The sequence below is a fragment of the Streptomyces sp. DS1-CR2 genome (assembly GCF_055760475.1).
Window position 1 is genome coordinate 6,597,391 of record NZ_CM147085.1, and the last position, 24,369, is coordinate 6,621,759.

Consider the following 24,369-nt stretch of genomic DNA (forward strand, 5'->3'; position numbering starts at 1 on the left):
GCATGAGACGGCGAACGGGCGTCGTCGCGCTGGCGATGACACTGGCCGCGTGCGGAGCGCCCACGGGAGAGCGGACGGACGGCGCGGGCCCGCCGGCGGCCGCCGCGCGGGCGGCCGGGCTGCCGAGCGGAGTCACCTACCAGCGGTCGACCCGCACCCTGGCCGACGGCGAGCCCGTACGCGTGCACGTCCTCTCGGTCGCGCCCGACGCCCGTGCGACGGTCACCGCCGCGCACGGCAGGACACTCGCCGGAACGTCCACCGTGCGTCAACTGGCGGCCGGCGCGGACGCCGCGGCCGCCGTCAACGGCACCTTCTTCGATGTCCACACCGGTGAGCACCATGGCGGCTACGAAGGCGATCCGCTCGGCATCTATGGCACGGACGGACGCCTTTTGAGCGAGGCCGCGAACCGGAGCACCGCCCTCGTCCTCGGCAGGGGGCGGCCGCGCGTGACCGAGCTGCGTTCCGCGACCTCGGTGCTCTCGTCGGACGGAGCCCGCAGGACCGTGGACGGGATCGATCGCAGGCCCGGATGGATCCTCGGGTGCGGCGGCGTGAGCGGCGACGTGCTCGCGGGTACGGACCGGCCGGTGACGGCACCCCGGCACGGCGAACTCTGCGTCGACAACTCGGAGTTGATCGACTTCCGTCCGCAGTGGGGCCCGTCGTCCCCCGCCGCCGGACCCGGCAGTACGGAGGCGGTCCTGGACGCGCACGGCACGGTCACGCGGCTGCGTTCCCCGGCGGGCGGCGCGATTCCGGCCGACGGGCGCACTCTCGTAGGCGCGGGCGGGGCGGCCCGGTGGCTGCGGGACCACGCGCGGGTGGGGCACTTTCTGAAGGTGACGAACCGGGTCACGGATCCGCGGGGCGGCGTCGTGGGCGGCCGTGGTGTCTCGTTCATCGGGGCGGGGCCCGCCCTGGTCCGCGGCGGACACGTGTGGATCAACGCGCGGGCCAACGGCTATCCGGCCTCGGCGGTCACCACCCGGCATCCGCGGACCGTCGCCGGGGTGACGGCGGACGGCACGCTCCTGCTCGTCGTCCTCGACGGCCGGTGGCCCGGCACAAGCGTCGGCGCGACGTTCGCGGAGGCGGCAAGGATCATGGTCTCCCTGGGTGCCGTCGACGCGGTGAACCTGGACGGCGGCGGCTCCAGCACGGCCGTCGTGGACGGCCAGGTGCGCAACCGTCCGTCGGGGGGCCATGGTTCGGGCCCGGGAGAGCGAAAGGTGTCGAACGCGATCGTGATCGTCCCCGAGCGCTGAGGGACGCTCGCACGGGCGTCCCGGGACTACCCCCGCCCGCCCCCGTACACCGTCCGTGGCCCTACGCACTCCGCCCCCAACGCGCCCACTCTGCACCGCAGTTCGCGATCCGCGGTCACGACGACGCAGGGGCCGCCCACTGTGGCGACCAGCTCCACGATGTGGTCGTCGCCGCTCCCCGCCGCCGACTCGACCCGCACGCCCGGCACCGACTCCACGCCGCGCGCCGCGCCTTCCACGACGAGCACGATGTCGACGCCCTCGCGCTCGGCATAGGTCACCAGGCTGTCCCGAAGGCGTTCCGCCGCGCCCCGCCGGTCGCGCCACCACCCGTCGGGGACCGAACCGACGACATTGGCACCGTCGACGATCAGCAGCGTCGTCATGTGTTCCGGCCCTTCTCCCTGGCGGTCGTGAGCCGCCGCAGGCGGGGAGCGTATCCAGGCCGCTCATACGCCGGAACGCTGGCCACACCCTGCTCCAGGAACCGCTTGCCGGTCACCCGCTCGCTGACGCCCTCGCGGTCCAGGTACGGCGTGATGCCGCCCAGGTGGAAGGGCCAGCCGGCGCCGGTGATCAGGCACAGGTCGATGTCCTGCGCCTCGGCGACGACACCCTCGTCGAGCATGAGCCCGATCTCCTGCGCCACCGCGTCGAGCACGCGGTCACGGACCTGCTCCTCGGTCAGGACGACATCGCCCTGCTTGAGGAGCGCGGCGACCTCGGGGTCGAGCTCCGGCTTGAAGTCGTTCTCGGCGGAGTACACGTAGAAGCCACGCTTGCCGGCCTTGACGACCGCCGCGAGGTTCGGGGACACCGTGAAGCGCTCCGGGAAGGCGCGGTTCAGGGTCTCCGAGACGTGCAGACCGATCGCCGGACCGACCAGCTCCAGGAGGACCAGCGGGGACATCGGCAGGCCGAGCGGCTCGACGGCCTTCTCGGCGACCTCGACCGGGGTGCCCTCGTCGATGACGTTCTGGATCTCGCCCATGAAGCGGGTGAGGATGCGGTTCACGACGAACGCCGGGGCGTCCTTCACCAGAACCGCCGTCTTCTTCAGCTTCTTGGCGACACCGAAGGCCGTGGCCAGCGAGGCGTCGTCGGTCTGCTCGCCGCGGACGATCTCCAGGAGCGGGAGGATCGCGACGGGGTTGAAGAAGTGGAAGCCGACGACCCGCTCGGGGTGCTTCAGCTTCGACGCCATCTCGGAGACCGAGAGGGACGAGGTGTTGGTGGCGAGGATCGCGTGCGCCGGGGCGACCGCCTCGACCTCCGCGAACACCTGCTGCTTGACGCCGATCTCCTCGAAGACGGCCTCAATGATGAAGTCGGCGTCGGAGAAGCCCTCGGCCTTGTCCAGGACACCGGAGACCAGCGCCTTGAGGCGGTTGGCCTTGTCCTGGTTGATACGGCCCTTGCCGAGCAGCTTGTCGATCTCGGCGTGGACGTAGCCCACACCCTTGTCGACGCGCTCCTGGTCGATGTCGGTCAGGACGACCGGCACCTCGAGGCGGCGCAGGAACAGCAGCGCGAGCTGCGAGGCCATCAGGCCCGCACCCACGACGCCGACCTTGGTGACCGGACGCGCGAGCGACTTGTCCGGCGCACCCGCCGGGCGCTTGCCGCGCTTCTGGACGAGGTTGAACGAGTAGATGCCCGCGCGCAGTTCGCCACCCATGATGAGGTCGGCGAGCGCCTTGTCCTCGGCGTCGAACCCGGCCTGCAGGTTCCCGTCCTTGGCGGCGGCGATGATCTCCAGTGCGCGGTACGCGGCCGGGGCCGCCCCGTGCACCTTGCTGTCGGCGATGGACGTGCCGCGCGCGACGGCCTCGTCCCACGCGTCACCGCGGTCGACCTCCGCGCGCTCGACGCTCACGTCGCCCTTGAGGACGTTCGCCGTCCAGATCAGCGACTGCTCCAGGAAGTCGGCACCCTCGAAGAGCGCGTCGGCGATGCCGAGTTCGAAGACCTGCTTGCCCTTGAGCTGGCGGTTCTGGTTGAGCGAGTTCTCGATGATGACCGAGACGGCCTTGTCGGCGCCGATCAGGTTCGGCAGGAGGGCGCAGCCGCCCCAGCCCGGGACCAGACCGAGGAAGACCTCGGGGAGCGAGAAGGCCGGCAGCGCCTTGGAGACGGTGCGGTAGGTGCAGTGCAGACCGACCTCGACACCGCCGCCCATGGCCGCGCCGTTGTAGTACGCGAACGTCGGCACGGCGAGGCCCGAGAGGCGCTTGAAGACCTCGTGGCCGCCCTTGCCGATGGCCAGCGCGTCGTCGTGCTTCTTGAGGAGCTCGACGCCCTTGAGGTCGGCGCCGACGGCGAAGATGAACGGCTTGCCGGTGATGCCGGCGCCGACGATCGTGCCCTCGGCCGCCTCCTTCTCGACCTGGTCGATCGCGGCGTTCAGGTTCGCGAGCGAGGCCGGGCCGAAGGTGGTCGGCTTGGTGTGGTCGAAGCCGTTGTCGAGCGTGATCAGCGCGAACCGGCCCGCGCCGAACGGCAGGTCGAGGTGGCGTACGTTCGCCGACGTGACGACCTCGTCCGGGAACAGCTCGGCCGCGCCCTTCAGGAGCTCAGTGGTGGTGATGCTCACTTGTCGCCTCCGGCGTCCTTGTGGTGCGGGTTCTCCCAGATGACCGTGGCGCCCATGCCGAAGCCGACGCACATCGTGGTCAGGCCGTAGCGGACCTCGGGCTGCTCCTCGAACTGGCGGGCCAGCTGCGTCATCAGGCGCACGCCGGAGGAGGCCAGCGGGTGACCGAACGCGATGGCGCCGCCGTACTGGTTGACGCGCGCGTCGTCGTCGGCGATGCCGTAGTGGTCCAGGAAGGCGAGGACCTGGATGGCGAAGGCCTCGTTGATCTCGAAGAGGTTGATGTCCTCGATCGACAGACCGGCCTTGGCGAGGGCCTTCTCCGTGGCCGGGATCGGGCCGTAGCCCATGACCTCCGGCTCGACGCCCACAAAGGCGTAGGAGACGAGGCGCATCTTCACCGGGAGGTTGTGCTCGCGGGCGAAGTCCTCGGAGGCGATGATCGACGCGGTCGCGCCGTCGTTCAGACCGGCGGCGTTGCCCGCGGTGACGCGGCCGTGTACGCGGAACGGCGTCTTGAGGCCGGACAGGTTCTCCAGCGTGGTGCCCGGGCGCATCGGCTCGTCGGCGGTGACCAGGCCCCAGCCGGTCTCGCCGACGTCCGGGTTCGTGTTGCGCACGGAGACCGGGACGAGGTCCTGCTGGATCTTCCCGTTCGCGTACGCCTTCGCCGCCTTCTCCTGCGAGCGCACGGCGTACTCGTCGGCGCGCTGCTTGGTGATGTGCGGGTAGCGGTCGTGCAGGTTCTCGGCGGTCATGCCCATGAACAGGGCGGACTCGTCGACGAGCTGCTCCGACACGAAGCGCGGGTTCGGGTCGACGCCCTCGCCCATGGGGTGGCGGCCCATGTGCTCGACACCGCCGGCGATGACGGCGTCGTACGCGCCGAAGGCGATGGAGCCCGCGGTGGCGGTGACGGCGGTCAGCGCGCCGGCGCACATGCGGTCGATGGAGTAGCCGGGCACGGACTGCGGGAGGCCCGCGAGGATGCCGGCGGTGCGGCCGAGGGTCAGGCCCTGGTCGCCGATCTGCGTGGTCGCGGCGATGGCGACCTCGTCGATCTTCGCGGGGTCGAGGGCCGGGTTGCGGCGCAGCAGCTCCCTGATGGCCTTCACGACGAGATCGTCGGCGCGGGTCTCGTGGTAGATGCCCTTCGGGCCCGCTTTGCCGAACGGGGTGCGGACGCCGTCGACGAAGACGACGTCCCTGACGGTACGAGGCACGATGGCTCTCCTCCAGATGCGGGATGGCACTGCCGCGCGGCGCGCACCCGGGGTGCGGGAAGCGCGCTGCGAATACCGTCATGCTACTTGCGGGTAACCAAGACGTGTAGTCCCCCCGGCCGGAGCGGCGAAGGTCACACCGCGCGATCGAGAACCGAGCGCACCACGGGCCCCGCCGAAGCCACCACGTCACGGACGAACCGACCCGTCCCACCCCGAACCCGCGCAGCGCCGAGCCGTGGTCGCAGGCGACGACGAGCGCCGCGGCGAGAAGCAGCGCCCGCCACCCCAGGAGCACCAGGCGCCCCACAGGGCGAGGCACCCGCGCGAAGGCCTCGCGCAGCCGCTCGCAGTGGAACGGCACATGCCGCTCCTCGTCGGCGAGTATCGCGCCGGCCACCTGCGTCGTGAGCCCGTCGTCGGTGCCGTCGCGCAGCGCCCGGTAGTAACGCAGCGCCACGACCTCGGCGACCATCAGGACCAGGAGTTCGAGCCGCAGCCCGAGAAGCCGGCGCAGCCGGACGAAGACGGTGTCGCTCCAGTGCGACGCGAGCGGCGACACCCCGCCGGCGCCGAGCAGCAGCCCGAGCAGCCGGGCGTGGTTCTGCTCCTCGGCCACGAACAGCCGGACGGCACGCGCGTACGGGGCGTCGCCCGCCCGGTCGGCCTTGGCGATCAGATTCGCCCCGTCACCGCTCTCGCCCACCTGGAAGCGCCGCACACTGCGCCACACCGCCGGATGCACACGGGCCCCCTGCCCCCAGTCGGGATCCCCGGCCGCTCTCCGCCGCTCCCGCTGGCCCTCGAACTCCCGCACCCACGCCGCGTACCCCCTGGTGATCATGGGAACGACCCAATCAGGAGGACCCCGGCGCCGGTCCCCGCGAGGAGTCACCGGTACAGAACCGCGACGAACGCCGACCGGCGGGGCGCGTGGCCGGGTGCGCACATGCGCGAGGACGCCCCCGGGATCATCCCGGGGGCGTCCTCGCGTACGTGGGCCGGTGTCAGACCGTCTGCTTCAGCGCCTCGGCGAGCAGCGGCGTGACCTGCTCTACCTGCCAGGTCCGCGCCCCGTACCCGCGCAGCGCCCCGGCCACCGCCGCCTCGGAGCGGTCGCCCGGGGGCTCCCAGCACACGCGGCGGACCGTGTCCGGAGTGATCAGGTTCTCCTGCGGCATGTTCAGCGTCTCGGCCAGCGACGACACCGCGGCCCGCGCCGCGGAGAGCCGCGCCGCGGCGACCGGGTCCTTGTCGGCCCAGGCCCGCGGGGGAGGCGGCCCGGCGAGCGGGGCCCCGGGCTGCGGCAGCTCCGCGTCGGGCAGCTCCTTCGCCCGGTCCACGGCCGCCTGCCACTGCTCCAGCTGACGCCGGCCCGTACGGTGCCCGAAACCGGGCAGCGCCGCCAGAGCGTGCACATTCGCGGGAAGCGAGAGCGCCGCCTCGACGATCGCGCCGTCCCCGAGCACCTTGCCCGGCGACACGTCACGCCGCTGCGCGATCCGGTCCCGCGCGGTCCACAGCTCCCGTACGACGGCCATCTGCCGGCGGCGCCGCACCTTGTGCATCCCGGACGTGCGCCGCCACGGGTCCTTGCGGGGCGGCGCGGGCGGCGCCGAGGCGATGGCATGGAACTCCTGGTGCGCCCAGTCCAGTTTGCCCTGCCGGTCGAGCTCCTTCTCCAGCGCGTCCCGCAGGTCCACGAGGAGCTCCACGTCCAGCGCGGCGTAGCGCAGCCACGGGTCGGGCAGGGGCCGCGTCGACCAGTCGACGGCGGAGTGGCCCTTCTCCAGTACGTAGCCGAGGACGTTCTCCACCATCGCGCCGAGCCCCACGCGTGGGAAACCGGCCAGGCGCCCGGCGAGCTCGGTGTCGAAGAGGCGGCTGGGGACCATACCTATTTCGCGCAGACACGGCAGGTCCTGTGTCGCGGCATGCAGTACCCACTCGGCGTCGGCGATCGCGTCGCCGAGGGCGGACAGGTCGGGGCACGCGACGGGGTCGATGAGCGCGGAGCCCGCGCCCTCGCGGCGCAGCTGCACCAGGTAGGCGCGCTGCCCGTAGCGGTAGCCGGAGGCGCGCTCGGCGTCGACGGCCACGGGCCCGGTGCCCGCGGCGAAGGCCGCGACCACCTCGGCCAGGGAGGCCTCGTCGGCGATCACCGGCGGGATGCCCTCGCGCGGCTCGAGCAGGGGGATCGGCACCTCCGCAACAGAGCCGCCGTCGTCCGGGGGTGCGCCCCCGGTGGTTCGCAGTGAAGTGTCTGCTGCGGTCTCTTGGGCGTCGGTCACCTGTCAAGGGTATCTGTGTATGTACAGCGCCCGTCGACGGAACGTTCCGTCGACGGGCGATGAAGGTACGTAAACCAGTCAGGGTCAGTGGATGATGCCGGTGCGCAGGGCCACGGCGACCATTCCGGCGCGGTCACCCGTGCCGAGCTTGCGCGCGATGCGGGCGAGGTGGCTCTTGACGGTCAGCGCGGACAGGCCCATCGAGACTCCGATGGCCTTGTTCGACTGGCCCTCGGCGACGAGCCGGAGCACCTCGACCTCACGGCCTGACAGTTCGCGGTAGCCGCCCGGGTGGCTCGGAGCACCCGGGGGGCGGCGGTGCATACGGGCCGCGGCGGACCCGATGGGGGCGGCGCCGGGGCGGGAGGGGAGCCCGACGTTGGTACGGGTGCCGGTGACGACGTAGCCCTTGACGCCGCCCGCGAGGGCGTTGCGTACGGCACCGATGTCGTCGGCGGCGGAGAGGGCGAGCCCGTTGGGCCAGCCCGCAGCACGGGTTTCGGACAGAAGGGTCAGGCCGGAGCCGTCGGGAAGGTGGACGTCGGCGACGCAGATGTCGCGGGGGTTGCCGATGCGGGGACGAGCCTCCGCGACGGACGAGGCCTCGATGACGTCACGTACACCGAGCGCCCACAGGTGGCGGGTGACGGTGGAACGGACGCGCGGGTCGGCCACGACCACCATGGCGGTCGGCTTGTTCGGGCGGTAGGCGACCAGGCTTGCGGGCTGCTCGAGGAGAACGGACACCAGGCCTCCTGGGGTGCGGGACGGGACCGGCTCGGGGATGAAGCCGGGGCGAACCGTGCTTTCAAGGTCACAGACCTCTTCGGCAGTAAACCCGCCCGCCTTTAGAGAAAGATCACGATTTAGTGAGTAACAATTCGTGCAATTCGGACGCACGATCGATCATCCGAAGATCGAACCGAATCACAACGGGACCGGAACTCTTCGAGGTCCGGTCCGGTCCGGTCCCGATCCGTTCTGTACCTGCCACTGTCCCTGCCCCTGGTCACCGGCAGCGGAAGGCCGAAAATCGCCCACCGATGGCTGTACCTCTTCGCCCGTCAGGACTCCTGCACCGCCGTTACAAGTCACTCCCGCACCGCCGTTCAGGACTTCTGCGGCCCCCGGCGCTGGGGCAGCGTCACCACGGACGCGTCCCCGGGACCGGCCGGCGGCAGGCCCGCGATCTGGCTGAGCAGATCGCACCAGGCGGCCAGGTGCGAGGCCGTGTCCGGCACCCCGGCGGGCCCTTCACGCGGTGTCCACGAGGCCCGGATCTCGATCTGCGACGCCGGCGCACGCTCACTGAGCCCGCCGAAGTAGTGCGAACTCGCCCGCGTCACCGTGCCGCTCGCCTCCCCGTAGGTGAGTCCCCGCCCCTGGAGCGCGCCCGTCAGCCACGACCAGCAGACCTCGGGGAGCAGCGGGTCCGCCGCCATCTCCGGCTCCAGTTCCGCCCGCACCAGCGTCACCAGACGGAACGTCCCGTGCCACGCGTCGTGCCCCGCCGGGTCGTGCAGCAGGACGAGGCGGCCGTCCGCGAGGTCGTCGTCGCCGTCCACCACCGCGGCCTCCAGCGCGTATGCGTGGGGCGCGAGGCGCTGGGGCGGCTTGGTCGGGTCCACCTCGATCTCCGGGCGCAGCCGCGCTCCCTGCAAGGCCTCGACCGCAGCCCGGAACGGCGGTGGTGCCGAGTCCACCGGATCCTTCGTCTTGCGCCCCTCCCGCTCCGATTCACTCATTCCCTCAGCGCCGTCCGACAGTCGTCCCTCAGCCGCAGCCATGCGGGGAAGATTAAGGGGAACGCGGCCTTCGCGCAGGGAGAGACACCCGGCACCTCCGCCCCGATGTCCCCGCGCCCGGCGGGGTTCGCGCCCGTGCGAGACTTTCCGACGTGAGTGCCAACCTCCGCCCCACGGGCCAGCAGCCGACAGCGACGTACGAATCCGCCTTTCTCAAGGCGTGCCGGCGTGAGCCGGTGCCGCACACCCCGGTGTGGTTCATGCGGCAGGCCGGTCGTTCACTGCCCGAGTACCTCAAGGCGCGCGAGGGCATTCCGATGCTCGAGTCCTGCATGATGCCCGAGCTCGTCGCCGAGATCACGATGCAGCCCGTGCGCCGCCACCACGTCGACGCGGCCATCTACTTCAGCGACATCGTCGTGCCGCTCAAGGCCATCGGCATCGACCTCGACATCAAGCCGGGCGTCGGTCCCGTCGTCGAGCAGCCCATCCGCTCGCGCGCCGACCTCGCGCGGCTGCGCGACCTCACGCCCGAGGACGTCTGGTACGTCACCGAGGCGATCGGTCTGCTGACGGCCGAGCTCGGCTCCACCCCGCTCATCGGTTTCGCCGGCGCGCCCTTCACCCTCGCGAGCTACCTCGTGGAGGGCGGTCCGTCCAAGAACCACGAGCACACCAAGGCGCTCATGTACGGCGACCCGCAGCTGTGGGCCGACCTGCTCGACCGCCTCGCCGAGATCACCTCCGCGTTCCTCAAAGTGCAGATCGAGGCCGGCGCCTCCGCCGTCCAGCTCTTCGACTCGTGGGTCGGCGCGCTCGCCCCCGCCGACTACCGGCGCTCCGTGATGCCCGCGTCGTCCAAGGTGTTCAAGGCCGTCGAGGAGTACGGCGTGCCGCGCATCCACTTCGGTGTCGGCACCGGCGAGCTCCTCGGTCTCATGGGCGAGGCCGGCGCCGACGTGGTCGGCGTCGACTGGCGCGTGCCGCTCGACGAGGCCGCGCGCCGCGTCGGCCCGGGCAAGGCGCTCCAGGGCAACATCGACCCGGCGGTCCTGTTCTCCACGCCGGAAGCGGTGGAGGCCAAGGCGGACGAGGTCCTCGCCGCCGCAAAGGGGCTTGAGGGACACGTCTTCAACCTGGGCCACGGGGTGCCGCCGACGACGAACCCTGACGCCCTGACGCGCCTGGCGGAATACGTCCACACGCACACGGCGGTCTGAGGGCGCGGGACATGACGTTGCCGCCGCCCGGCCCGGCGGCGGCAACGTTGTAGTGCGTCAGGCCTCGCAGCTGAGGGGCGGGTTGCCGCCGGACACCCAGCACACGTCGAAGCCGGTCCCGCCGTTCACGAGACCCAGGTCGGTGCCGGCGCGGAGGAAGTCGCTCTCGCTGTCGCCGAGGACCTGGCCGCTCGGCGAGACGTTGTTCACCTGGACGTAGTCGCCGCCCGCGCCGCCTCGGACAGTGCCGTTGACGATGCCGCCGGACTGGACGGTGACGTAGTCCGAGCCGAGATCGCCGGTGACCGTGCCGTCCACGTTGCCGGTGACGACGATGTGGTCGTTGCCGCCCTGACCGTTGACCGTGTCGTCGGCGTTGACCGTCGAACATAGGATGAAGTCGCTGCCCGCTGTTCCGTTCACGGTCGCGCTGGAGACGGGGATGCCGTTGACCGTGCACGAGGTCGCGGCCTGGGCGGGCGAGCTCAGGGTGAGTGGGGCGATGACGAGCGAGGCGGCGCAGAGCGCACGCGCGGTGTGTCTGATCATGCGACCAGTGACACATGGTGATGAATTGCGCGCCATTCATCACCATGTGTCACTGGTCCGCCTGGGTCAGTCCGCCGCCCGGACGGCGGCCACCGCCTTCCTTGCCGCCACCAGGATCGGGTCCCACACCGGTGAGAACGGCGGTGCGTAGCCGAGGTCGAGGGCCGTCATCCGGTCCACCGTCATGCCCGCGGTCAGGGCGACCGCCGCGATGTCGACCCGCTTCGCGGCGCCCTCGCGGCCGACGATCTGGACGCCGAGCAGACGGCCCGTGCGGCGCTCGGCGATCATCTTCACCGTCATCGGGGCCGCCCCCGGGTAGTAGCCCGCACGGTTCGTCGACTCGATCGTCGCGGACACGAACTGCAGACCGGCCCGCCGCGCGTCCTTCTCGCGCAGGCCCGTGCGGGCGATCTCCAGGTCGCACACCTTGCTGACTGCCGTCCCGACGACGCCCGGGAACGTCGCGTAACCGCCGCCCGCGTTCGTGCCGATGACCTGCCCGTGCTTGTTCGCGTGGGTGCCGAGCGCGATGTGGCGCTCGCGGCCCGAGACCAGGTCTAGGACCTCCACGCAGTCGCCGCCCGCCCAGATGTTCTCGTGTCCGCGCACGCGCATGGCGAGATCGGTGAGGAGCCCGCCGTGCTCGCCCAGGGGGAGCCCCGCGGCGCGCGCCAGCGAGGTGTCCGGGCGGACGCCGATGCCGAGGACGACGACGTCCGCCGGATACTCGTCGGACGTCGTCGCCACCGCCCGCGCCCGCCCGTCGCCGTCCGTGAGGATCTTGGTGACCTGGGCGTCGTCGACCATGGTGATGGCCAGGCCGGTCATCGACTCGTGCACCAGGCGGCCCATGTCGGGGTCGAGCGTCGACATCGGCTCCGGCCCGCGGTTGACGACCGTGACCTCGTATCCGCGGCGGATCAGCGCCTCCGCCATCTCGACGCCGATGTAGCCCGCGCCGACGACGACGGCCCGCCGCCCCCGCGTCGCGGCGAGCGTGTCGAGCAGCGCCTGGCCGTCGTCGAGGGTCTGCACGCCGTGCACGCCCGGCGCGTCGATCCCGGGAATCCGCGGCCGCACCGGCCGGGCACCCGTAGCGATCACGAGCTTGTCGTACGAGGTCCAGGTCTGTGTCCCCGTGTCGAGCTCACGCGACCTCACCCGTCCGCCCTCGAAGTCGAGTTCGGTCACCTCCGTGCGCATGCGCAGGTCGATGGACCGCTCCCGGTGCTTCTCGGGCGTGCGCGCGATCAGCTCCTCGCGCCCTTCCACCTCGCCACCGACCCAGTACGGGATGCCGCACGCCGAGTACGAGGAGAAGTGCCCTCGCTCGAAGGCCACGATCTCCAGCTCGTCGGGGCCGCGCATCCTGCGGGCCTGCGACGCGGCGGACATGCCCGCCGCGTCGCCGCCGATGACCACCAGTCGCTCACGTGTAGGGCTCATGCCCACCAAACTACGTCCGCGCCGCCGTCACTCCTCCTCGCCCCGCGCCCCGGCCGGCGGATGCGCGGGCAGCGGGCCGGGCGCCGTCGCGGGCGGCCGCCCGGCAGAGGTGGACCTGCGCGGCAGCCGCGGACGCACCAGGCGCAGCCACAGGAAGACCAGCAGGCCGCCCACCACGGCGAACGGCAGCACGGCGCCGACGGCCACCGCGACCCAGCGCAGCATCGTCACGAACGCTCCCCAGCCGCCCGCGACCGCGTCGGTGAACCCCGGGTCGTCGTCCTTGTGCCCCGCCGGTTTCACCGGGGTCTCAGTCAGTGACAGCGTGATCGTCGCGAGGCTCGTGCGGTCCTTGAGGGACGCCTGCTGCGCGAGCAGGGCCTCCAGATCGGACTCGCGGGTGCTCAACTCCCCTTCCAGGGCGACCACATCGCTCAGCTTCGTCGCCTTGTCCATCAGCTCGCGCACCCGCGCCACGCTCGCCCGCTGCGACGTGACGCGGCTCTCCACGTCGACGACCTGGTCGGTGACGTCCTGCGCCTTCTCGTTCCGCTCGATGAGCCGGCCCGAGCCCGCGAGGTCCGCGAGGACCTGCTTGTAGCGCTCCTGCGGCACGCGCAGGACGACACGGGAACGCTCATGTCCCGTGCCGTCGCGGTCGGTCGACTCGTTGCCGACGATGCCGCCCGCGTCCTCGGCCGCCGTGCGCGCCTTGTCGAGCGCCTGCGGGACGTCCTTGACCTGCACGGTGAGCGTCGCCGTGCGGATGATGTGGACGCCGGTCAGCTCGGGCGGCTCGCGCCGGGACGACTTCGCGTCCGACTGTCCCCCGCCCGCCTCCTTCGCGGAGCCCCGGTCCGCGGCGGCCGCGTCACCGCCCGCGGCCTTGGCGGAGTCCCCGCTGTCCGAGGCGCCGGCGCTGCACCCCGTGAGCGCCAGCGCCGCCACGAGCAGGACGGCGCCGGCCGCCCGCATCCCGCGGCGCCCCGGCCGCTTTCCTGTGGTGCCTGATATCCGCATCGACGTACCCCCGGAGGTTGAGTGGGACGGCCGGCCAAGGACAGGCCCTGGCCGCTTCCTTTGACGGTCCGGCGGCCCCTTTCGGTGGTTGCCGGGTGGTCCCGATGCGGTCACGGTCGGGACTCGACGGTCTGAGACAGTGGGGGCATGCGCGAAGCGGACACAGGTACGGGAACGGGACAGGCCCCGAGGGCGGTCGTCATCGGCGGTGGCATCGCGGGGCTCGCCGCGGCCCACCGGCTGCTCGCGGCGGGCGCGCAGGTCACCGTCCTGGAGGCGTCGGGCCGGCTCGGCGGCAAGCTGCGCGCCGGTGAGATCGCGGGCGTACGGGTCGACCTCGGCGCCGAGTCGATGCTCGCCCGGCGCCCCGAGGCAGTGGACCTCGCCCGCGAGGTGGGGCTCACGGACCGGCTTCAGCCGCCGGGTACGGCCACGGCCTCGCTCTGGACCAGGGGCGCGCTGCGCCCGATGCCCAAGGGTCATGTGATGGGCGTCCCCGGCACCGCCGCCGCGCTCTCCGGGGTCCTGTCCGACGACGGCCTTGCCCGCATCGAGCGGGACCGCGACCTGCCCGCCACCGAGTACGGCGACGACGTCGCCGTCGGTGCGTACGTCGCCGAGCGCCTCGGCCGCGAGGTCGTCGACCGGCTCGTGGAGCCGCTGCTCGGCGGCGTCTACGCGGGCGACGCGTACCGCATCTCGATGCGCAGCGCCGTCCCCCAGCTCTTCGAGGAGGCCCGCGGCCACCGCTCCCTGACCGAGGCCGTCCGCGCGATCCAGGAGCGTGCGGCGCGCAACCAGCAGACCGGGCCCGTCTTCATGGGCATCGAGGGCGGCATCGGACAGCTCCCGCTCGCCGTCGCCGAGTCGGTGCGCGCGCGGGGCGGCGAGATCCTCCTCGACAGCCCCGCCCACGGACTGCGCCGCACCCAAGACGGCTGGGAGGTCCGGGTCGACGACCGCGTCATCGAGGCCGACGCCGTCGTCCTCGCCGTGCCCGCACAGAAGGCGGCCCGGCTCCTCGACACCGAGTCGCCGGCCGCCGCGGCGGAGCTGCGCACCGTCGAGTACGCCTCGATGGCCCTGATCACCCTCGCGTTCCGGCGCGACGAGGCGCACCTGCCCGAGGGCTCCGGCTTCCTCGTGCCGCCGGTCGACGGCCGCACGATCAAGGCGTCCACGTTCGCCTCGAACAAGTGGGGCTGGATCGCGGCAGAGGACCCCGGCCTGGTCGTCGTACGCACTTCCGTGGGCCGTTACCAGGACGAGAAGGACCTCGCGCGCGACGACGACGGGCTCGTCGAGGTGTCGCGCCACGACCTGCGGGAGGCCACCGGGCTGAGCGCCACTCCCGTCGCCACGCGCGTCACGCGCTGGCACGAGGGCCTGCCCCAGTACCCCGTCGGCCACCACGCGCGCGTGGCGCGCATCCGCGGCCATGTCGCCAAGATCCCCGGACTCGCCGTGTGCGGGGCGGCGTACGACGGCGTCGGTATCCCGGCCTGCATCGCGAGCGCCTACGCCGCCGTCGACCAGCTGGACGGCGACCTGACCGGCGTGGAGGAGCTCACCGCGCACCCGGTGGAGAGTCTGCACGGCGGCGCGGGAGAATAGCCTCATGAGTGACGACGCCCCCGCCAAGATCCCGAACGCCGGCAAGAAGGCCAAGGACCTCAATGAGGTCATCCGCTACACGCTGTGGTCCGTCTTCAAGCTCCGAGACGTCCTCCCCGAGGACCGCACCGGCTACGCCGACGAGGTCCAGGAGCTCTTCGACCAGCTCTCCGCGAAGGACGTGAAGGTCCGCGGCACGTACGACCTGTCGGGTCTGCGCGCCGACGCCGACCTCATGATCTGGTGGCACGCGGAGACCGCGGACCAGCTCCAGGAGGCGTACAACCTCTTCCGCCGTACGAAGCTGGGGCGCGCCCTCGAGCCGGTCTGGTCGAACATGGCGCTGCACCGCCCCGCCGAGTTCAACCGCTCGCACATCCCGGCCTTCCTCGCCGACGAGACGCCCCGCAACTACGTGAGCGTCTACCCGTTCGTGCGCTCCTACGACTGGTACCTGCTGCCCGACGAGGACCGCCGCCGCATGCTCGCGGACCACGGCAAGATGGCCCGCGGCTACCCGGACGTCCGCGCCAACACGGTCGCCTCGTTCTCGCTGGGCGACTACGAGTGGATTCTGGCCTTCGAGGCCGACGAGCTGTACCGCATCGTCGACCTGATGCGTCACCTGCGCGCCTCCGAGGCCCGTATGCACGTCCGCGAGGAGGTCCCGTTCTACACGGGCCGCCGCAAGAGCCTCGCCGAACTGGTCGAGGGTCTCGCGTAGTTCGCACCCGGTGCGTACGCGAAGGGGCCGACCGGTTCGACGACCGGTCGGCCCCTTCGCGTTCCGTGCCCGCCGTCAGTCCACCGCGAGCGGCGCCGGTTCGGCCCGCGTGGCGCAGGACGCGGCGCGGGTGACCGGGATCCGCCCCTCCATCAGATACGCGTCGAGGTGGCTGTTCACGCACTTGTTCGGGCCGGCGGCGATGCCGTGGGTGCCCGCGCCGCGCTCCGTGACCAGGACCGAACCCGGAAGCCTGCGCCACAGCTCACGGGCGCCCTCGTACGGGGTGGCCGCGTCCCGCTCGGCGGCCAGGATCAGGGTCGCAGGCAGTGCGCCGGGCGCGGTCCGAACGTCGACGGGGCGCTGGCGCGGGGCGGGCCAGTACGCGCAGGGCAGGTTCATCCACGCGTTGTCCCACGTCTCGAACGGGGCGCGGCGCGCGAGCTCGGTGTTGTCGCGGTCCCAGACGCGGAAGTCGGTGGGCCACGCCGAGTCGTTGCACTCGACGGCCGTGTAGACGGCGGCGCTGTTCTCGTTCCCGGCGGCCGCCGCGCTCTGCGGCGCGGCCTGCTCGGCGAGCGGCTTCGGATTGCCCTTCAGATACTCGGACAGCGCGGACGCCCGCATCGCCCAGTAGTCGTCGTAGTACCCGGCCTGGAGGTATGCGGCCTGGAGCTGGCCGGGGCCGACGGTGCCGCCCACCGGCTCGCTCGCGAGCCGCGCCCTGACCTTCTCGTAGCTCTGCTGCACTTCGGCGGCGGTCGCGCCCAGGTGGTACGTCTTGTTGTGCTTGGCCACCCACCGCCGGAAGTCCGCCCAGCGCCGCTCGAAGGCCAACGACTGCACGAGGTTGTTGGTGTACCAGATCTGCTTCGGGTCGGGGTTCACGGCCGAGTCGAAGACCATGCGGCGCACATGCGTGGGGAAGAGCGTCGCGTACACGGCCCCGAAGTACGTGCCGTACGACGACCCCATGAAGTTCAGCTTCCGCTCGCCGAGCCCGGCCCGCAGCACGTCAAGGTCGCGGGCGTTGTTGAGCGTCGTGTAGTGCCGCAGCGCGCCCCCGGCGTTCTTCGCGCACCCCTGCGCGTACGTCTTGGCCTGCGCGATCCGCTCCAGCTTGTACGAGGCGGAGGGGTGCGTCGGCGCCTGCGTGGGGGCCTTCGCGAACCGCTTCGGGTCCGCGCAGGAAAGCGGAGCCGAGCGGCCGACGCCGCGCGGCGCGTAGCCGACGAGGTCGTACGCGGAGGCGATGCGCTTCCACTGCGGCATCAGCCCGACGAGCGGGAAGTACATGCCGGACGCGCCCGGGCCGCCCGGGTTGAAGACGAAGGAGCCCTGCCTGCGGACCGGCCTGCCGCCCTTTTGCGCCGTCGTGCCGGTGGCCTTCACGCGGCTCACGGTGAGCTTGATCTGCCTGCCGTCGGGGTGGGCGTAGTCGAGGGGGACGGAGACCGTGCCGCACTTGACGTGGTCCGGGAGGCTCTCGGCGGCGGCGCACGTACCGAAGGTGATGCCGGTGGCCGCGGCGCGGGCGGCGGCGACGGCCGTGCCGCGCAGTTCGGCCGTGCCGGAAGGGCCCTGGGTGCCGGCGCGGCCCGGGGCGGCGACGAGGGCGGTCAGGACCAGGGATCCGGCGGCCGCGTAGACGGAGGGGGCTGCTCTCATCGCTCTTCTGGGTCCCTTTCGTCCGGCCCTCGTACGGCCGTTTCGCACGGCCGTGCGGGGCTGTCACCGCCTGCCGGGAGCAGACGGGAACAAAGGGGATACTTCGTGCGGCAGTTGACGAAGTAAAGCACCGGCCTGCCGGTGTCGGCTCAATGACCCCGTTGCGCCGTCCCGAAGGCCGAGCGCAGCGCGGGGTCGGACACCGCGCGGACGCCGTGCACGGCGACGGCGGTCAGCAGGGCGGCCTCCCCGACCCCTTCGCGTACGCGCCTCGGCAGGGCGCCGATCAGCTGCTGCCCTGTGGGTGAGGCCCAGCGCGTGTAGGGGTGGACCTCGAAGCGGGCGATCGCCAGACAGGACAGCGTGAGGATCAGGGGCAGCGCGAACCACGCGGCGATCAGCACACCGTCGCCCGGCTCCCCGCCCGGCATCGTCAGCGATACGGCGGCCAGGACCACGACCGCGAGTGCGGCGGCCCGCACCTGGCGGACCGCGGCCGCGACCCCGCCGCGCGCGCCGTCAGGAACGGCGAGGCCCGCCGCGACGAGCCGGTCGGCCAGCGCCCGTACCGCGTCCGCGGCCGCCGTCGCCCGGCGCACCGCCCCTATCCGCGACTGCCCGTCCGGCCCGATCGCGCCGATCACCGAGCGCTCGATGTCGTCGCCGCCGACCGGGTCGACCACGGTGGCCCAGCCGGTGTGTGCGAGCAGCAGCCGCCGGCTGCGCGCCATCGAGACGAGGGTCAGATCGGCGACCCGGAGGGGGCCGCCCGACAGGAACGCGGCCTCGTACAGCGTCAGTTCGTGCGCGCCGCCGCCGGCCGGCTCGCTGTGAGCGGCGTGCACCGCGGCGAGGCAGAGGCGCGCGCAGGACAGAAAGGCGGCGGCGCAGGCCATGAGCAGGAACAGGAGCCAGAACATGGCGTTTTTCTATGCCACGCGTTCGGGTGGCGCCATGGCTTTTCAGCATATGGACAGAGCGTCGTCGGTATGTGACGTTCCGTTTGTCGTGCCTGGTTGAGTCCGGTCGAGCCGAGCCGAGCCGAGCCGAGCCGAGCCGAGTCGGGTCGGCTCGAGTCGGATCAGGGCTTGGGCCGGGAGACCGCCGGGGGCAGCGGGAAGGATGGGGAGGGGGACAGCGGCGTCGGGGGCTCGGGGGACGTCACCGGACCCGGCGGGGCGGGGGAGCGGGTCTCCGGTGGCGTACTCGTACCGGCGGCGTCCCGCGCGAGCGCGTCGAAGTCGACCAGGCCCGTGGACTCCAGGATCTTGATGTGGTCGAGGACTGTCCTGGTCGCGTCGTCCGCCAGGTCCCGTACGAGCGAGTTGCGTGTCGTCGCGCGGACCTGGGCGACCAGCGAGAAGACCTTCCCGTGGGCCCGGCGCAGGATGTTGGCGAACTTCCGCTCGTAGTCGTCGCCGTGCGCCGCGCTCAGCTCGGAGAGCCAGTGCCGCTGCCGGCTGGCCGGCTGGTTGGGGAGTTCGAGGCCGAGCCGCGCGGCGACCTCGCGCACGCGCGCGTCCAGGAAGGTGTGCCCCTCGACGAGGTGCTCACCCGCCGTCCGCACCGCCGTGCTCGTCCCTCTCGACTCGGCCTGCTGGCCCGCGGGCAGCTCCCACAGGCCCGCGAGCCGCACCTTCGTGACGAACTCGCGGTCCAGCGCCGACAGCGGGCCGAATCTGGTCGACACGGTCCCCTCGTCGAGCAGGTCCACGCCCGTGCCGGAGCGGTCGGCGTACGACCAGACCGGGAACACGAGGGCGGCGAGTGTGGTGACGAGCCCGGCGACGATGAGTCCGGTGCCGTTGACGAATCGGGTGCGCATGGTGCCTCCTGGTGCGGCACCGCACGCTAGTCCGCCTCACGGACGCGGGCTCGGGGAACCCCGCGAATACGTCAACTGCGGTACGGGCGCGGGGTGGCGACGCTCAGGCGGACCGGAGAGCCGGACGCCCCCGGTGCAGGGCGGACCGCGCCGCGCGCACCAGGCGTGCCCCCGGGTGCGCGGCCGGCGGGGTGGGCCCCGACCGCTCCCGCCACCACCGCTCCAGCTCCCGCCGCGCCCCCGCGTCCCCGGGCCCGCCGGAGTCGAGCAGGTGCTCGGCGAAGTCGAGGGCGTCGCGGCGGTAGCCGTCCGTCATGGGCCGGCACTGCGCGTACGACAGGAACGCCGGGCGGTACGCGGCCGCGCCGATGATCTCCGGCAGTTCGGGGGCCACCTTCGCCACGACGTCCGCCCGCTTGGCGCACAGCGCCCGGCCCTGGACCTTGAGCCGCACCCGGTCGAACCCCTCCGGCGCGGGCGTCCCCGAGACGAGGGCGGACAGGAGCGCGGCCTGCGCGAGCGCGACCCGCTGACGGGCGGGGTCGGTGCCCTGAGCGGCCTTGCCCGAAAAGAAGCGCACGGTGCGCCCGTCGGCGGCCGCCGTCGCCAACGTCCCCCTGATCTCGGCGAGTTCACGCTCCAGCTCCTGCGGAGCCGGGAAGTTCTCGTCGCGCTCCAGGAGGACTCCGGGCGGCGAGACCCGGGACGCCAGGTCGGCGAGGATGTCGAGGACGGGGCGCGGCACGGGGTGCGCGTGGCTGTCGTGCCACACGCCGTCGCGCTCGAAGCCGCCCGCCACATGCACGTACGCGATGGCCTCGACCGGCAGCTCGCCGATCGCCTTCGCGGGGTCCTCGCCGCGGTTGACGTGGTTCGTGTGCAGGTTCGCCACGTCGATCAGGAGGTGGACGCCGGTGCGCTCCACCAGTTCGTACAGGAACTGACCCTCCGTCATCTCCTCCCCGGGCCAGGAGAACAGGGCCGCGATGTTCTCCACGGCGAGGGGTACGGGCAGTGCGTCCTGGGCGATGCGGATGTTCTCGCAGAGCACGTCGAGGGCGTCCCTCGTGCGCGGGACCGGCAGCAGATGGCCGGCCTCCAGCGGCTGCGACGCGGTGAGCGCGCCACCCGCCCGTACGAACGCGATGTGCTCGGTGACGAGCGGGGAACCGAGGGCCTCGGCGCGGGCCGCGAGGTCGGCGAGCCTGCCCTCGTCGGGCCGTTCCGCGCCGCCGAGGCCGAGTGAGACGCCGTGCGGCACGACGGTGACGCCGCGCTCGCGCAGCCGCAGCAGGGAGTCGGGGACGTGCCCGGGGCACACGTTCTCCGCGACGGCCTCGACCCAGTCGATGCCAGGCATCGCCTCCACGGCCTCCGCGATCTCCGGACGCCAGCCGATGCCCGTACCCAGACGCTCGATCCGCTGCATGGTTCCCCTCCTCCACCCCGGCCGTATGCCGTGCGATGCCGGTGTCATCACCCGGGCGGACGCCGCCGAATCCCGGAGAGGGGACGTTCAGAGGTTCATTTGAGGTTCCGCGCGACGCCCCGTGGAGAAGTCGACACGGGGTTGCCCGAAGCGGCTCCAGGGCCCGTGGGCCGCTACGCCCGCTGCCCGCCCGGGAGCGGACAGAAGCGACTGCCCCCTTCGGTGACCACCGTCATTCCGGGGGCGATCTCCGTGAAGCCGGCGTCGTTCACCACCGGCAGCCCGGCCCGCGTCAGCGGCCCCCACCGGTCGCGGTCGGCGACCCGGACCGACAGCGGGAAGCCCGCCTCGCGCCACTCCTTGCGCTCGGTGTCCGACAGCTCCCACCAGGCCAGCTGGGCGCCGTGCCCGGCCTGGGCCATGGTCTTGCCCGCGGTCATGCCGAGCTCGGGGTTCAGCCACAGGACGGGCGCCCGGGGGTCCGGCGCGGCCGGCGGCTCCGGGTCGTCGAGTTCCGTGCCGGAGACCTGCAGCCGGGCCAGATCCTTGGGCCAGCCGCCGAGCGGGACCGGCGGAAACACCCGGACCTCGGCCGACCTCCCCGTCACTGTGATCCCTTCGAGCGCCTCCGCCCTGCGCCACTCCGCGCCGCGAGCCCGCCGCACCACCTTGCGGATCCGGGCGTCCTGCCAGTCGCGCATGACCTGCGCCCACTCGCCGTCACCGGTCGCCCGCGGGTCGGAGAGGATCATGAGGACCGCGCGGGCCGCCGTCTCCAGCGCGTCGGTGCGGGCCGGGGGAGCGGCCCTCTCGATCCGCGCCACGAGGGGCAGCACGAACTGCGGCGCCTCGTCACGCGAGGTCCGCTCGGGCCGGAGGGGGCTGTCCTGCGGCACCTCGGCAGAGGTGCCGGCGGCGTCGTTCGGGAGGGTCTGGTCGTCACTGCTCACCGGACCAGTCTGCCAGGCGGAAGATCGGTTCCTCGCGGCCCATTGCGGCAGCCGCGGTCACCCCGAGCAGGAGGTGCGCTGTGCCTCCTGCCATGCGCACACGGGGCACAGCGTCACCCCCTTGTGGGACTCCGGGTACTCGGTGGGCTTGCGGCACAGCACGCACTCGGCGAACGGTTCCGTGATCGCGCCGGCCGGTTCGGATACGTCCGGGCCCGTACGCGGACCCGGCCCGTCGCGGTAGTCAGCCATGACGCCCAGCGTAGTCCGGGCCCCGGACGGGCGGGCGGCCCCGGAGCGATGCCGGGGCGGGCGGCCCCGGAGCGATGCCGGGCATCGCCTCCACGGCCTCCGCGAACTCCTCCACCCCGGCCGTATGCCGCGCGACGCCGGCGCGCAGGGCCGGGTGGTCGGCGACGCGACCTCACCCCGGTGGAATCGGCCACAGCACTCTTCGTACGCCTCCGCAAGACCGCAAGGGCAGGAGGGCTTGCGAGCCGGGGCGGAACCACGCTGCCGCCGGAATTATGAGGTACGCCCGGACATGAGTTCCCTTCGGCTGCACCATCTGCTGTGTGAAATCCGTGAACTATCTGTTCCGACACGTGCACATCGTGTGTGGGTCGCACGCGTCTCCCTTCATCGAACCGTCTTTCGGGCTGGCGTAAACATGCCTTGCTCCCACAACTCCCCACTCCCCAAGGTGGGTTGAGCACTTGAGCATCAGGAGTCACAAGCGTGCGTGCTTGACCCGGGCGGCCGTCCGTCCGGGGCATTGACGGGGGAACTGATACGGGCTGTGCGGACCGGCGCGACATGACGCGTCCGGAGACCGCCGCGCGCCCGCCGTGCCGACACCTCCCCCTCTGCCGCCTCTTGGTGCCTTTCACCCGGTGCCCGAGAAGGGATAGGAGGGGGAATGCCGACGAATGCCGTGAGCGCCGCGAGGCCGACTTACCCGGGCGTCTACGTCGAAGAGCTTCCCAGCAGCACCCGCGCCATCTCCGCCGTGACCACTTCGGTGACCGCGTTCGTGGGGCACACCCGGCGCGGCCCGCTCAACGAGCCGGTGCGCGTCACCGGATTCGCCGAGTTCGAGCGGCGCTTCGGAGGGCTGAGCGCGCAGAGCCCGCTCGCCTACGCGGTGCACCAGTTCTTCGGCAACGGCGGCTCCGTCGCCGTGGTCGTCAGGGTCGCCAAGGCGGGCAGCGGCAAGGCCGCCTGCGTCGTCCTGGAGTCCACCGAGGGCCACAGCGAGAGCCATGTGCTCGAGGTCCACGCCAAGGAACCCGGCGTGTGGGGCAACGGTCTGCGGGTCGCCGCCGACTACGTCACCCCGGACTGCGACGAGACCTTCAACCTGCGGGTCTACGACGCCAAGGGCGACGCCCGCGAGAGCTTCACCGGCCTGTCCATGGACGCCGGCAGCGGAACCTACGCGCCCACCGTGATCAACGCCGGGTCGCGCCTCATCCGCGTCGACGCCGTGGGCGAGGGCCGCCCCGACCCGTCCGGCACCGTCTCCAAGCCGTTCGGCCACGAACTGCCCGACCTGGCCGTCGACCTGACGGTGAAGATCGGTGACGTGGAGCGTGAGTTCAAGCTCTACGACGCCGACTGCGACGGCGAAGCCCCGTCCTCCGTGGCCGAGCTGGCGCTGCTTCTGGAGCGCAAGCTGCGGGCGCTGCCCGACGCTCCGGGCCGGCACGCCTTCGCGGGTGTCGAGGTCACGGCGTTCGGCCGGCGCATCCAGGTCGTCGCGGGTTCCACCGACCCCGAGGACGTCGTCCGCTTCCTGGGCGAGTGCGCCAACGACCTGGGCCTGGAGGCCTCGGTCAACCCGCCGGTGTTCCCGCTGGAGGGCGGCGAGGACGGCGAGGCCCCCGGCCCGCGCGACCTCATCGGCTCCGAGGCCGACAAGACCGGCATCCAGGCGCTGCGCGGGGTGGCCGACGTCAACCTGCTGTCGCTGCCGGAGCTGGCGTCGTACGAGAAGACCGAGGACGCGCTCACCGTCGTGTCCGCCGCTCAGCGACTGTGCGAGGAGCGGCGGATCTTCCTGCTGGTCGACGCGCCCAGCACCTGGGTGAGCGTGGACTCGGCGCGGGCGGGCCTGTCCGCCTTCGACGCCGTGCGCGGCAACCACGCGGGCCTGTACTTCCCGCACCTGCAGCTCACCGACCCGCTCACCGGGCGGCTGCGCGCCTTCCCGCCGTCCGGCGCGGTCGCCGGCGTCATCGCGCGCACCGACTCCGAGCGCGGTGTCTGGAAGGCACCGGCCGGTACGGAGGCGCAGCTCGTCGGAGTGCGCTCGCTGACCGTCGATCTGACGGACCGCGAGACGGGGCTGCTCAATCCGCTCGGTGTGAACTGCCTGCGCACCTTCCCGCTGGCCGGTCCGCTGGTGTGGGGCGCGCGCACGCTGGAGGGCTCCGACGCCCTCGACAGCGCGTGGAAGTACGTGCCCGTGCGGCGGCTCGCGCTGCAGGTGGAGGAGAGCCTCCAACGCGGGTTGCAGTGGGTCGTGTTCGAGCCCAACGACGAGAGCCTGTGGCAGCAGATCCGGCTGTCCGCCTCCTCGTATCTGCACACGCTCTTCCGCCAGGGCGCCTTCAAGGGCAGCACTCCGCGGGAGGCGTACTTCGTCAAGTGCGACAGCGAGACCACGACGGACGAGGACGTGGCGAACGGGATCGTCCACGTGCTCGTCGGTATCGCGCCGGTCCGTCCGGCCGAGTTCGTGGTCGTCAAGATCCAGCAGACGTCCGGGCAGTTCGCTCTCTAGCGGCCCGGGATCC

At 72.3% G+C, this 24,369-nt stretch carries 19 protein-coding genes and 2 pseudogenes; 5 read left to right on the top strand and 16 right to left on the bottom strand.

Going from position 1 to position 24,369, the window contains the following annotated elements; translation table 11 throughout:
• Positions 1-2: 2 nt before the first annotated feature.
• The gene (locus ACY0PA_RS31195) at positions 3-1,271 is read left to right on the top strand and encodes a phosphodiester glycosidase family protein (RefSeq protein ID WP_473080829.1); all 1,269 of its coding nucleotides are present in this window, start codon (positions 3-5) and stop codon (positions 1,269-1,271) included.
• 26 nt (positions 1,272-1,297) lie between these two features.
• Here ACY0PA_RS31195 and ACY0PA_RS31200 read toward each other — a convergent pair whose 3' ends face one another.
• The 7 genes and pseudogenes from ACY0PA_RS31200 to ACY0PA_RS31230 all read right to left on the bottom strand — a co-directional run bounded on the left by ACY0PA_RS31200 (position 1,298) and on the right by ACY0PA_RS31230 (position 9,165).
• Positions 1,298-1,657: a PIN domain-containing protein gene (locus ACY0PA_RS31200; RefSeq protein WP_473080830.1), complete on the bottom strand. Its 360-nt coding sequence runs from the start codon at positions 1,655-1,657 to the stop codon at positions 1,298-1,300.
• Between the two features lie 68 nt (positions 1,658-1,725).
• Positions 1,726-3,858 (bottom strand): annotated as a pseudogene (locus tag ACY0PA_RS31205) (3-hydroxyacyl-CoA dehydrogenase NAD-binding domain-containing protein); the annotation flags it as partial.
• Positions 3,859-3,860: 2 nt separating this feature from the next.
• A complete protein-coding gene (locus tag ACY0PA_RS31210) occupies positions 3,861-5,087 on the bottom strand; it encodes a thiolase family protein (RefSeq protein ID WP_473080831.1) in 1,227 nt (408 codons plus the stop codon).
• 134 nt (positions 5,088-5,221) lie between these two features.
• A pseudogene (locus tag ACY0PA_RS31215) lies at positions 5,222-5,931 on the bottom strand (ferritin-like domain-containing protein).
• 163 nt (positions 5,932-6,094) lie between these two features.
• Complete coding sequence (locus ACY0PA_RS31220) at positions 6,095-7,378, bottom strand: HRDC domain-containing protein (RefSeq protein WP_473080832.1); 1,284 nt, start codon at positions 7,376-7,378, stop codon at positions 6,095-6,097.
• 84 nt (positions 7,379-7,462) lie between these two features.
• Complete coding sequence (locus ACY0PA_RS31225) at positions 7,463-8,125, bottom strand: response regulator transcription factor (RefSeq protein WP_100591261.1); 663 nt, start codon at positions 8,123-8,125, stop codon at positions 7,463-7,465.
• A gap of 362 nt (positions 8,126-8,487) precedes the next feature.
• Complete coding sequence (locus ACY0PA_RS31230; protein WP_473080833.1) at positions 8,488-9,165, bottom strand: DUF3000 domain-containing protein; 678 nt, start codon at positions 9,163-9,165, stop codon at positions 8,488-8,490.
• Between the two features lie 110 nt (positions 9,166-9,275).
• Between ACY0PA_RS31230 and hemE the strand changes: the two genes are divergently transcribed.
• Positions 9,276-10,343 carry a uroporphyrinogen decarboxylase gene (gene hemE / locus ACY0PA_RS31235; RefSeq protein WP_473080834.1) on the top strand — a complete coding sequence of 356 codons (1,068 nt, stop codon included), beginning with the start codon at positions 9,276-9,278 and terminating at the stop codon, positions 10,341-10,343.
• Positions 10,344-10,400: 57 nt separating this feature from the next.
• Here the strand turns inward: hemE and ACY0PA_RS31240 are convergent, their stop codons facing one another.
• The 3 genes from ACY0PA_RS31240 to ACY0PA_RS31250 form a co-directional block, all read right to left on the bottom strand.
• A complete protein-coding gene (locus ACY0PA_RS31240) occupies positions 10,401-10,892 on the bottom strand; it encodes a hypothetical protein (RefSeq protein ID WP_473080835.1) in 492 nt (163 codons plus the stop codon).
• A gap of 66 nt (positions 10,893-10,958) precedes the next feature.
• Positions 10,959-12,341: an FAD-dependent oxidoreductase gene (locus tag ACY0PA_RS31245; RefSeq protein WP_473080836.1), complete on the bottom strand. Its 1,383-nt coding sequence runs from the start codon at positions 12,339-12,341 to the stop codon at positions 10,959-10,961.
• 27 nt (positions 12,342-12,368) lie between these two features.
• Positions 12,369-13,361 (bottom strand): DUF4349 domain-containing protein, encoded by a 993-nt coding sequence (locus tag ACY0PA_RS31250; protein WP_473080837.1) that lies wholly within the window; start codon positions 13,359-13,361, stop codon positions 12,369-12,371.
• Between the two features lie 147 nt (positions 13,362-13,508).
• Here ACY0PA_RS31250 and hemG point away from each other — a divergent pair, with 147 nt between their 5' ends.
• Positions 13,509-14,975, top strand: a complete 1,467-nt coding sequence (gene hemG, locus ACY0PA_RS31255; RefSeq protein WP_473080838.1) for a protoporphyrinogen oxidase — start codon at positions 13,509-13,511, stop codon at positions 14,973-14,975.
• Between the two features lie 4 nt (positions 14,976-14,979).
• A complete protein-coding gene (hemQ, locus tag ACY0PA_RS31260) occupies positions 14,980-15,699 on the top strand; it encodes a hydrogen peroxide-dependent heme synthase (RefSeq protein WP_473080839.1) in 720 nt (239 codons plus the stop codon).
• 75 nt (positions 15,700-15,774) lie between these two features.
• On the opposite strand, the gene ACY0PA_RS31265 is transcribed toward hemQ, so the two are convergent.
• The 6 genes from ACY0PA_RS31265 to ACY0PA_RS31290 form a co-directional block, all read right to left on the bottom strand.
• Positions 15,775-17,367 (bottom strand): alpha/beta hydrolase, encoded by a 1,593-nt coding sequence (locus tag ACY0PA_RS31265; protein WP_473080840.1) that lies wholly within the window; start codon positions 17,365-17,367, stop codon positions 15,775-15,777.
• A 149-nt stretch (positions 17,368-17,516) separates the two neighbouring features.
• Positions 17,517-18,287, bottom strand: coding sequence for a TIGR04222 domain-containing membrane protein (locus ACY0PA_RS31270; RefSeq protein WP_473080841.1), 771 nt, complete (start codon positions 18,285-18,287; stop codon positions 17,517-17,519).
• Between the two features lie 161 nt (positions 18,288-18,448).
• On the bottom strand, positions 18,449-19,192 hold the full coding sequence (locus ACY0PA_RS31275) for a DUF4142 domain-containing protein (protein ID WP_473080842.1): 744 nt from the start codon (positions 19,190-19,192) through the stop codon (positions 18,449-18,451).
• Between the two features lie 103 nt (positions 19,193-19,295).
• The gene (locus tag ACY0PA_RS31280; protein WP_473080843.1) at positions 19,296-20,621 is read right to left on the bottom strand and encodes an MbnB/TglH/ChrH family RiPP precursor modification enzyme; all 1,326 of its coding nucleotides are present in this window, start codon (positions 20,619-20,621) and stop codon (positions 19,296-19,298) included.
• A gap of 173 nt (positions 20,622-20,794) precedes the next feature.
• A complete protein-coding gene (locus ACY0PA_RS31285) occupies positions 20,795-21,571 on the bottom strand; it encodes a peptidyl-tRNA hydrolase (protein ID WP_473080844.1) in 777 nt (258 codons plus the stop codon).
• A 57-nt stretch (positions 21,572-21,628) separates the two neighbouring features.
• Complete coding sequence (locus ACY0PA_RS31290; RefSeq protein WP_356279580.1) at positions 21,629-21,823, bottom strand: hypothetical protein; 195 nt, start codon at positions 21,821-21,823, stop codon at positions 21,629-21,631.
• Positions 21,824-22,490: 667 nt separating this feature from the next.
• On the opposite strand from ACY0PA_RS31290, the gene ACY0PA_RS31295 reads away from it, so the two are divergent.
• The gene (locus ACY0PA_RS31295; protein WP_473080845.1) at positions 22,491-24,356 is read left to right on the top strand and encodes a phage tail sheath subtilisin-like domain-containing protein; all 1,866 of its coding nucleotides are present in this window, start codon (positions 22,491-22,493) and stop codon (positions 24,354-24,356) included.
• The last annotated feature ends 13 nt before the right edge of the window (positions 24,357-24,369 follow it).

What these genes read in the sequence shown, in the direction of transcription:
- ACY0PA_RS31280 (WP_473080843.1), bottom strand. Translation starts at nt 20,621, where the DNA reads ATGCAGCGGATCGAGCGTCTGGGTACGGGCATCGGCTGGCGTCCGGAG.
- ACY0PA_RS31245 (WP_473080836.1), bottom strand. Translation starts at nt 12,341, where the DNA reads ATGAGCCCTACACGTGAGCGACTGGTGGTCATCGGCGGCGACGCGGCG.
- ACY0PA_RS31265 (WP_473080840.1), bottom strand. Translation starts at nt 17,367, where the DNA reads ATGAGAGCAGCCCCCTCCGTCTACGCGGCCGCCGGATCCCTGGTCCTG.
- ACY0PA_RS31270 (WP_473080841.1), bottom strand. Translation starts at nt 18,287, where the DNA reads ATGTTCTGGCTCCTGTTCCTGCTCATGGCCTGCGCCGCCGCCTTTCTG.
- ACY0PA_RS31250 (WP_473080837.1), bottom strand. Translation starts at nt 13,361, where the DNA reads ATGCGGATATCAGGCACCACAGGAAAGCGGCCGGGGCGCCGCGGGATG.
- ACY0PA_RS31230 (WP_473080833.1), bottom strand. Translation starts at nt 9,165, where the DNA reads ATGGCTGCGGCTGAGGGACGACTGTCGGACGGCGCTGAGGGAATGAGT.
- ACY0PA_RS31195 (WP_473080829.1), top strand. Translation starts at nt 3, where the DNA reads ATGAGACGGCGAACGGGCGTCGTCGCGCTGGCGATGACACTGGCCGCG.
- ACY0PA_RS31290 (WP_356279580.1), bottom strand. Translation starts at nt 21,823, where the DNA reads ATGGCTGACTACCGCGACGGGCCGGGTCCGCGTACGGGCCCGGACGTA.
- ACY0PA_RS31275 (WP_473080842.1), bottom strand. Translation starts at nt 19,192, where the DNA reads ATGCGCACCCGATTCGTCAACGGCACCGGACTCATCGTCGCCGGGCTC.
- hemQ (WP_473080839.1), top strand. Translation starts at nt 14,980, where the DNA reads ATGAGTGACGACGCCCCCGCCAAGATCCCGAACGCCGGCAAGAAGGCC.
- ACY0PA_RS31295 (WP_473080845.1), top strand. Translation starts at nt 22,491, where the DNA reads ATGCCGACGAATGCCGTGAGCGCCGCGAGGCCGACTTACCCGGGCGTC.
- ACY0PA_RS31240 (WP_473080835.1), bottom strand. Translation starts at nt 10,892, where the DNA reads ATGATCAGACACACCGCGCGTGCGCTCTGCGCCGCCTCGCTCGTCATC.
- hemG (WP_473080838.1), top strand. Translation starts at nt 13,509, where the DNA reads ATGCGCGAAGCGGACACAGGTACGGGAACGGGACAGGCCCCGAGGGCG.
- ACY0PA_RS31200 (WP_473080830.1), bottom strand. Translation starts at nt 1,657, where the DNA reads ATGACGACGCTGCTGATCGTCGACGGTGCCAATGTCGTCGGTTCGGTC.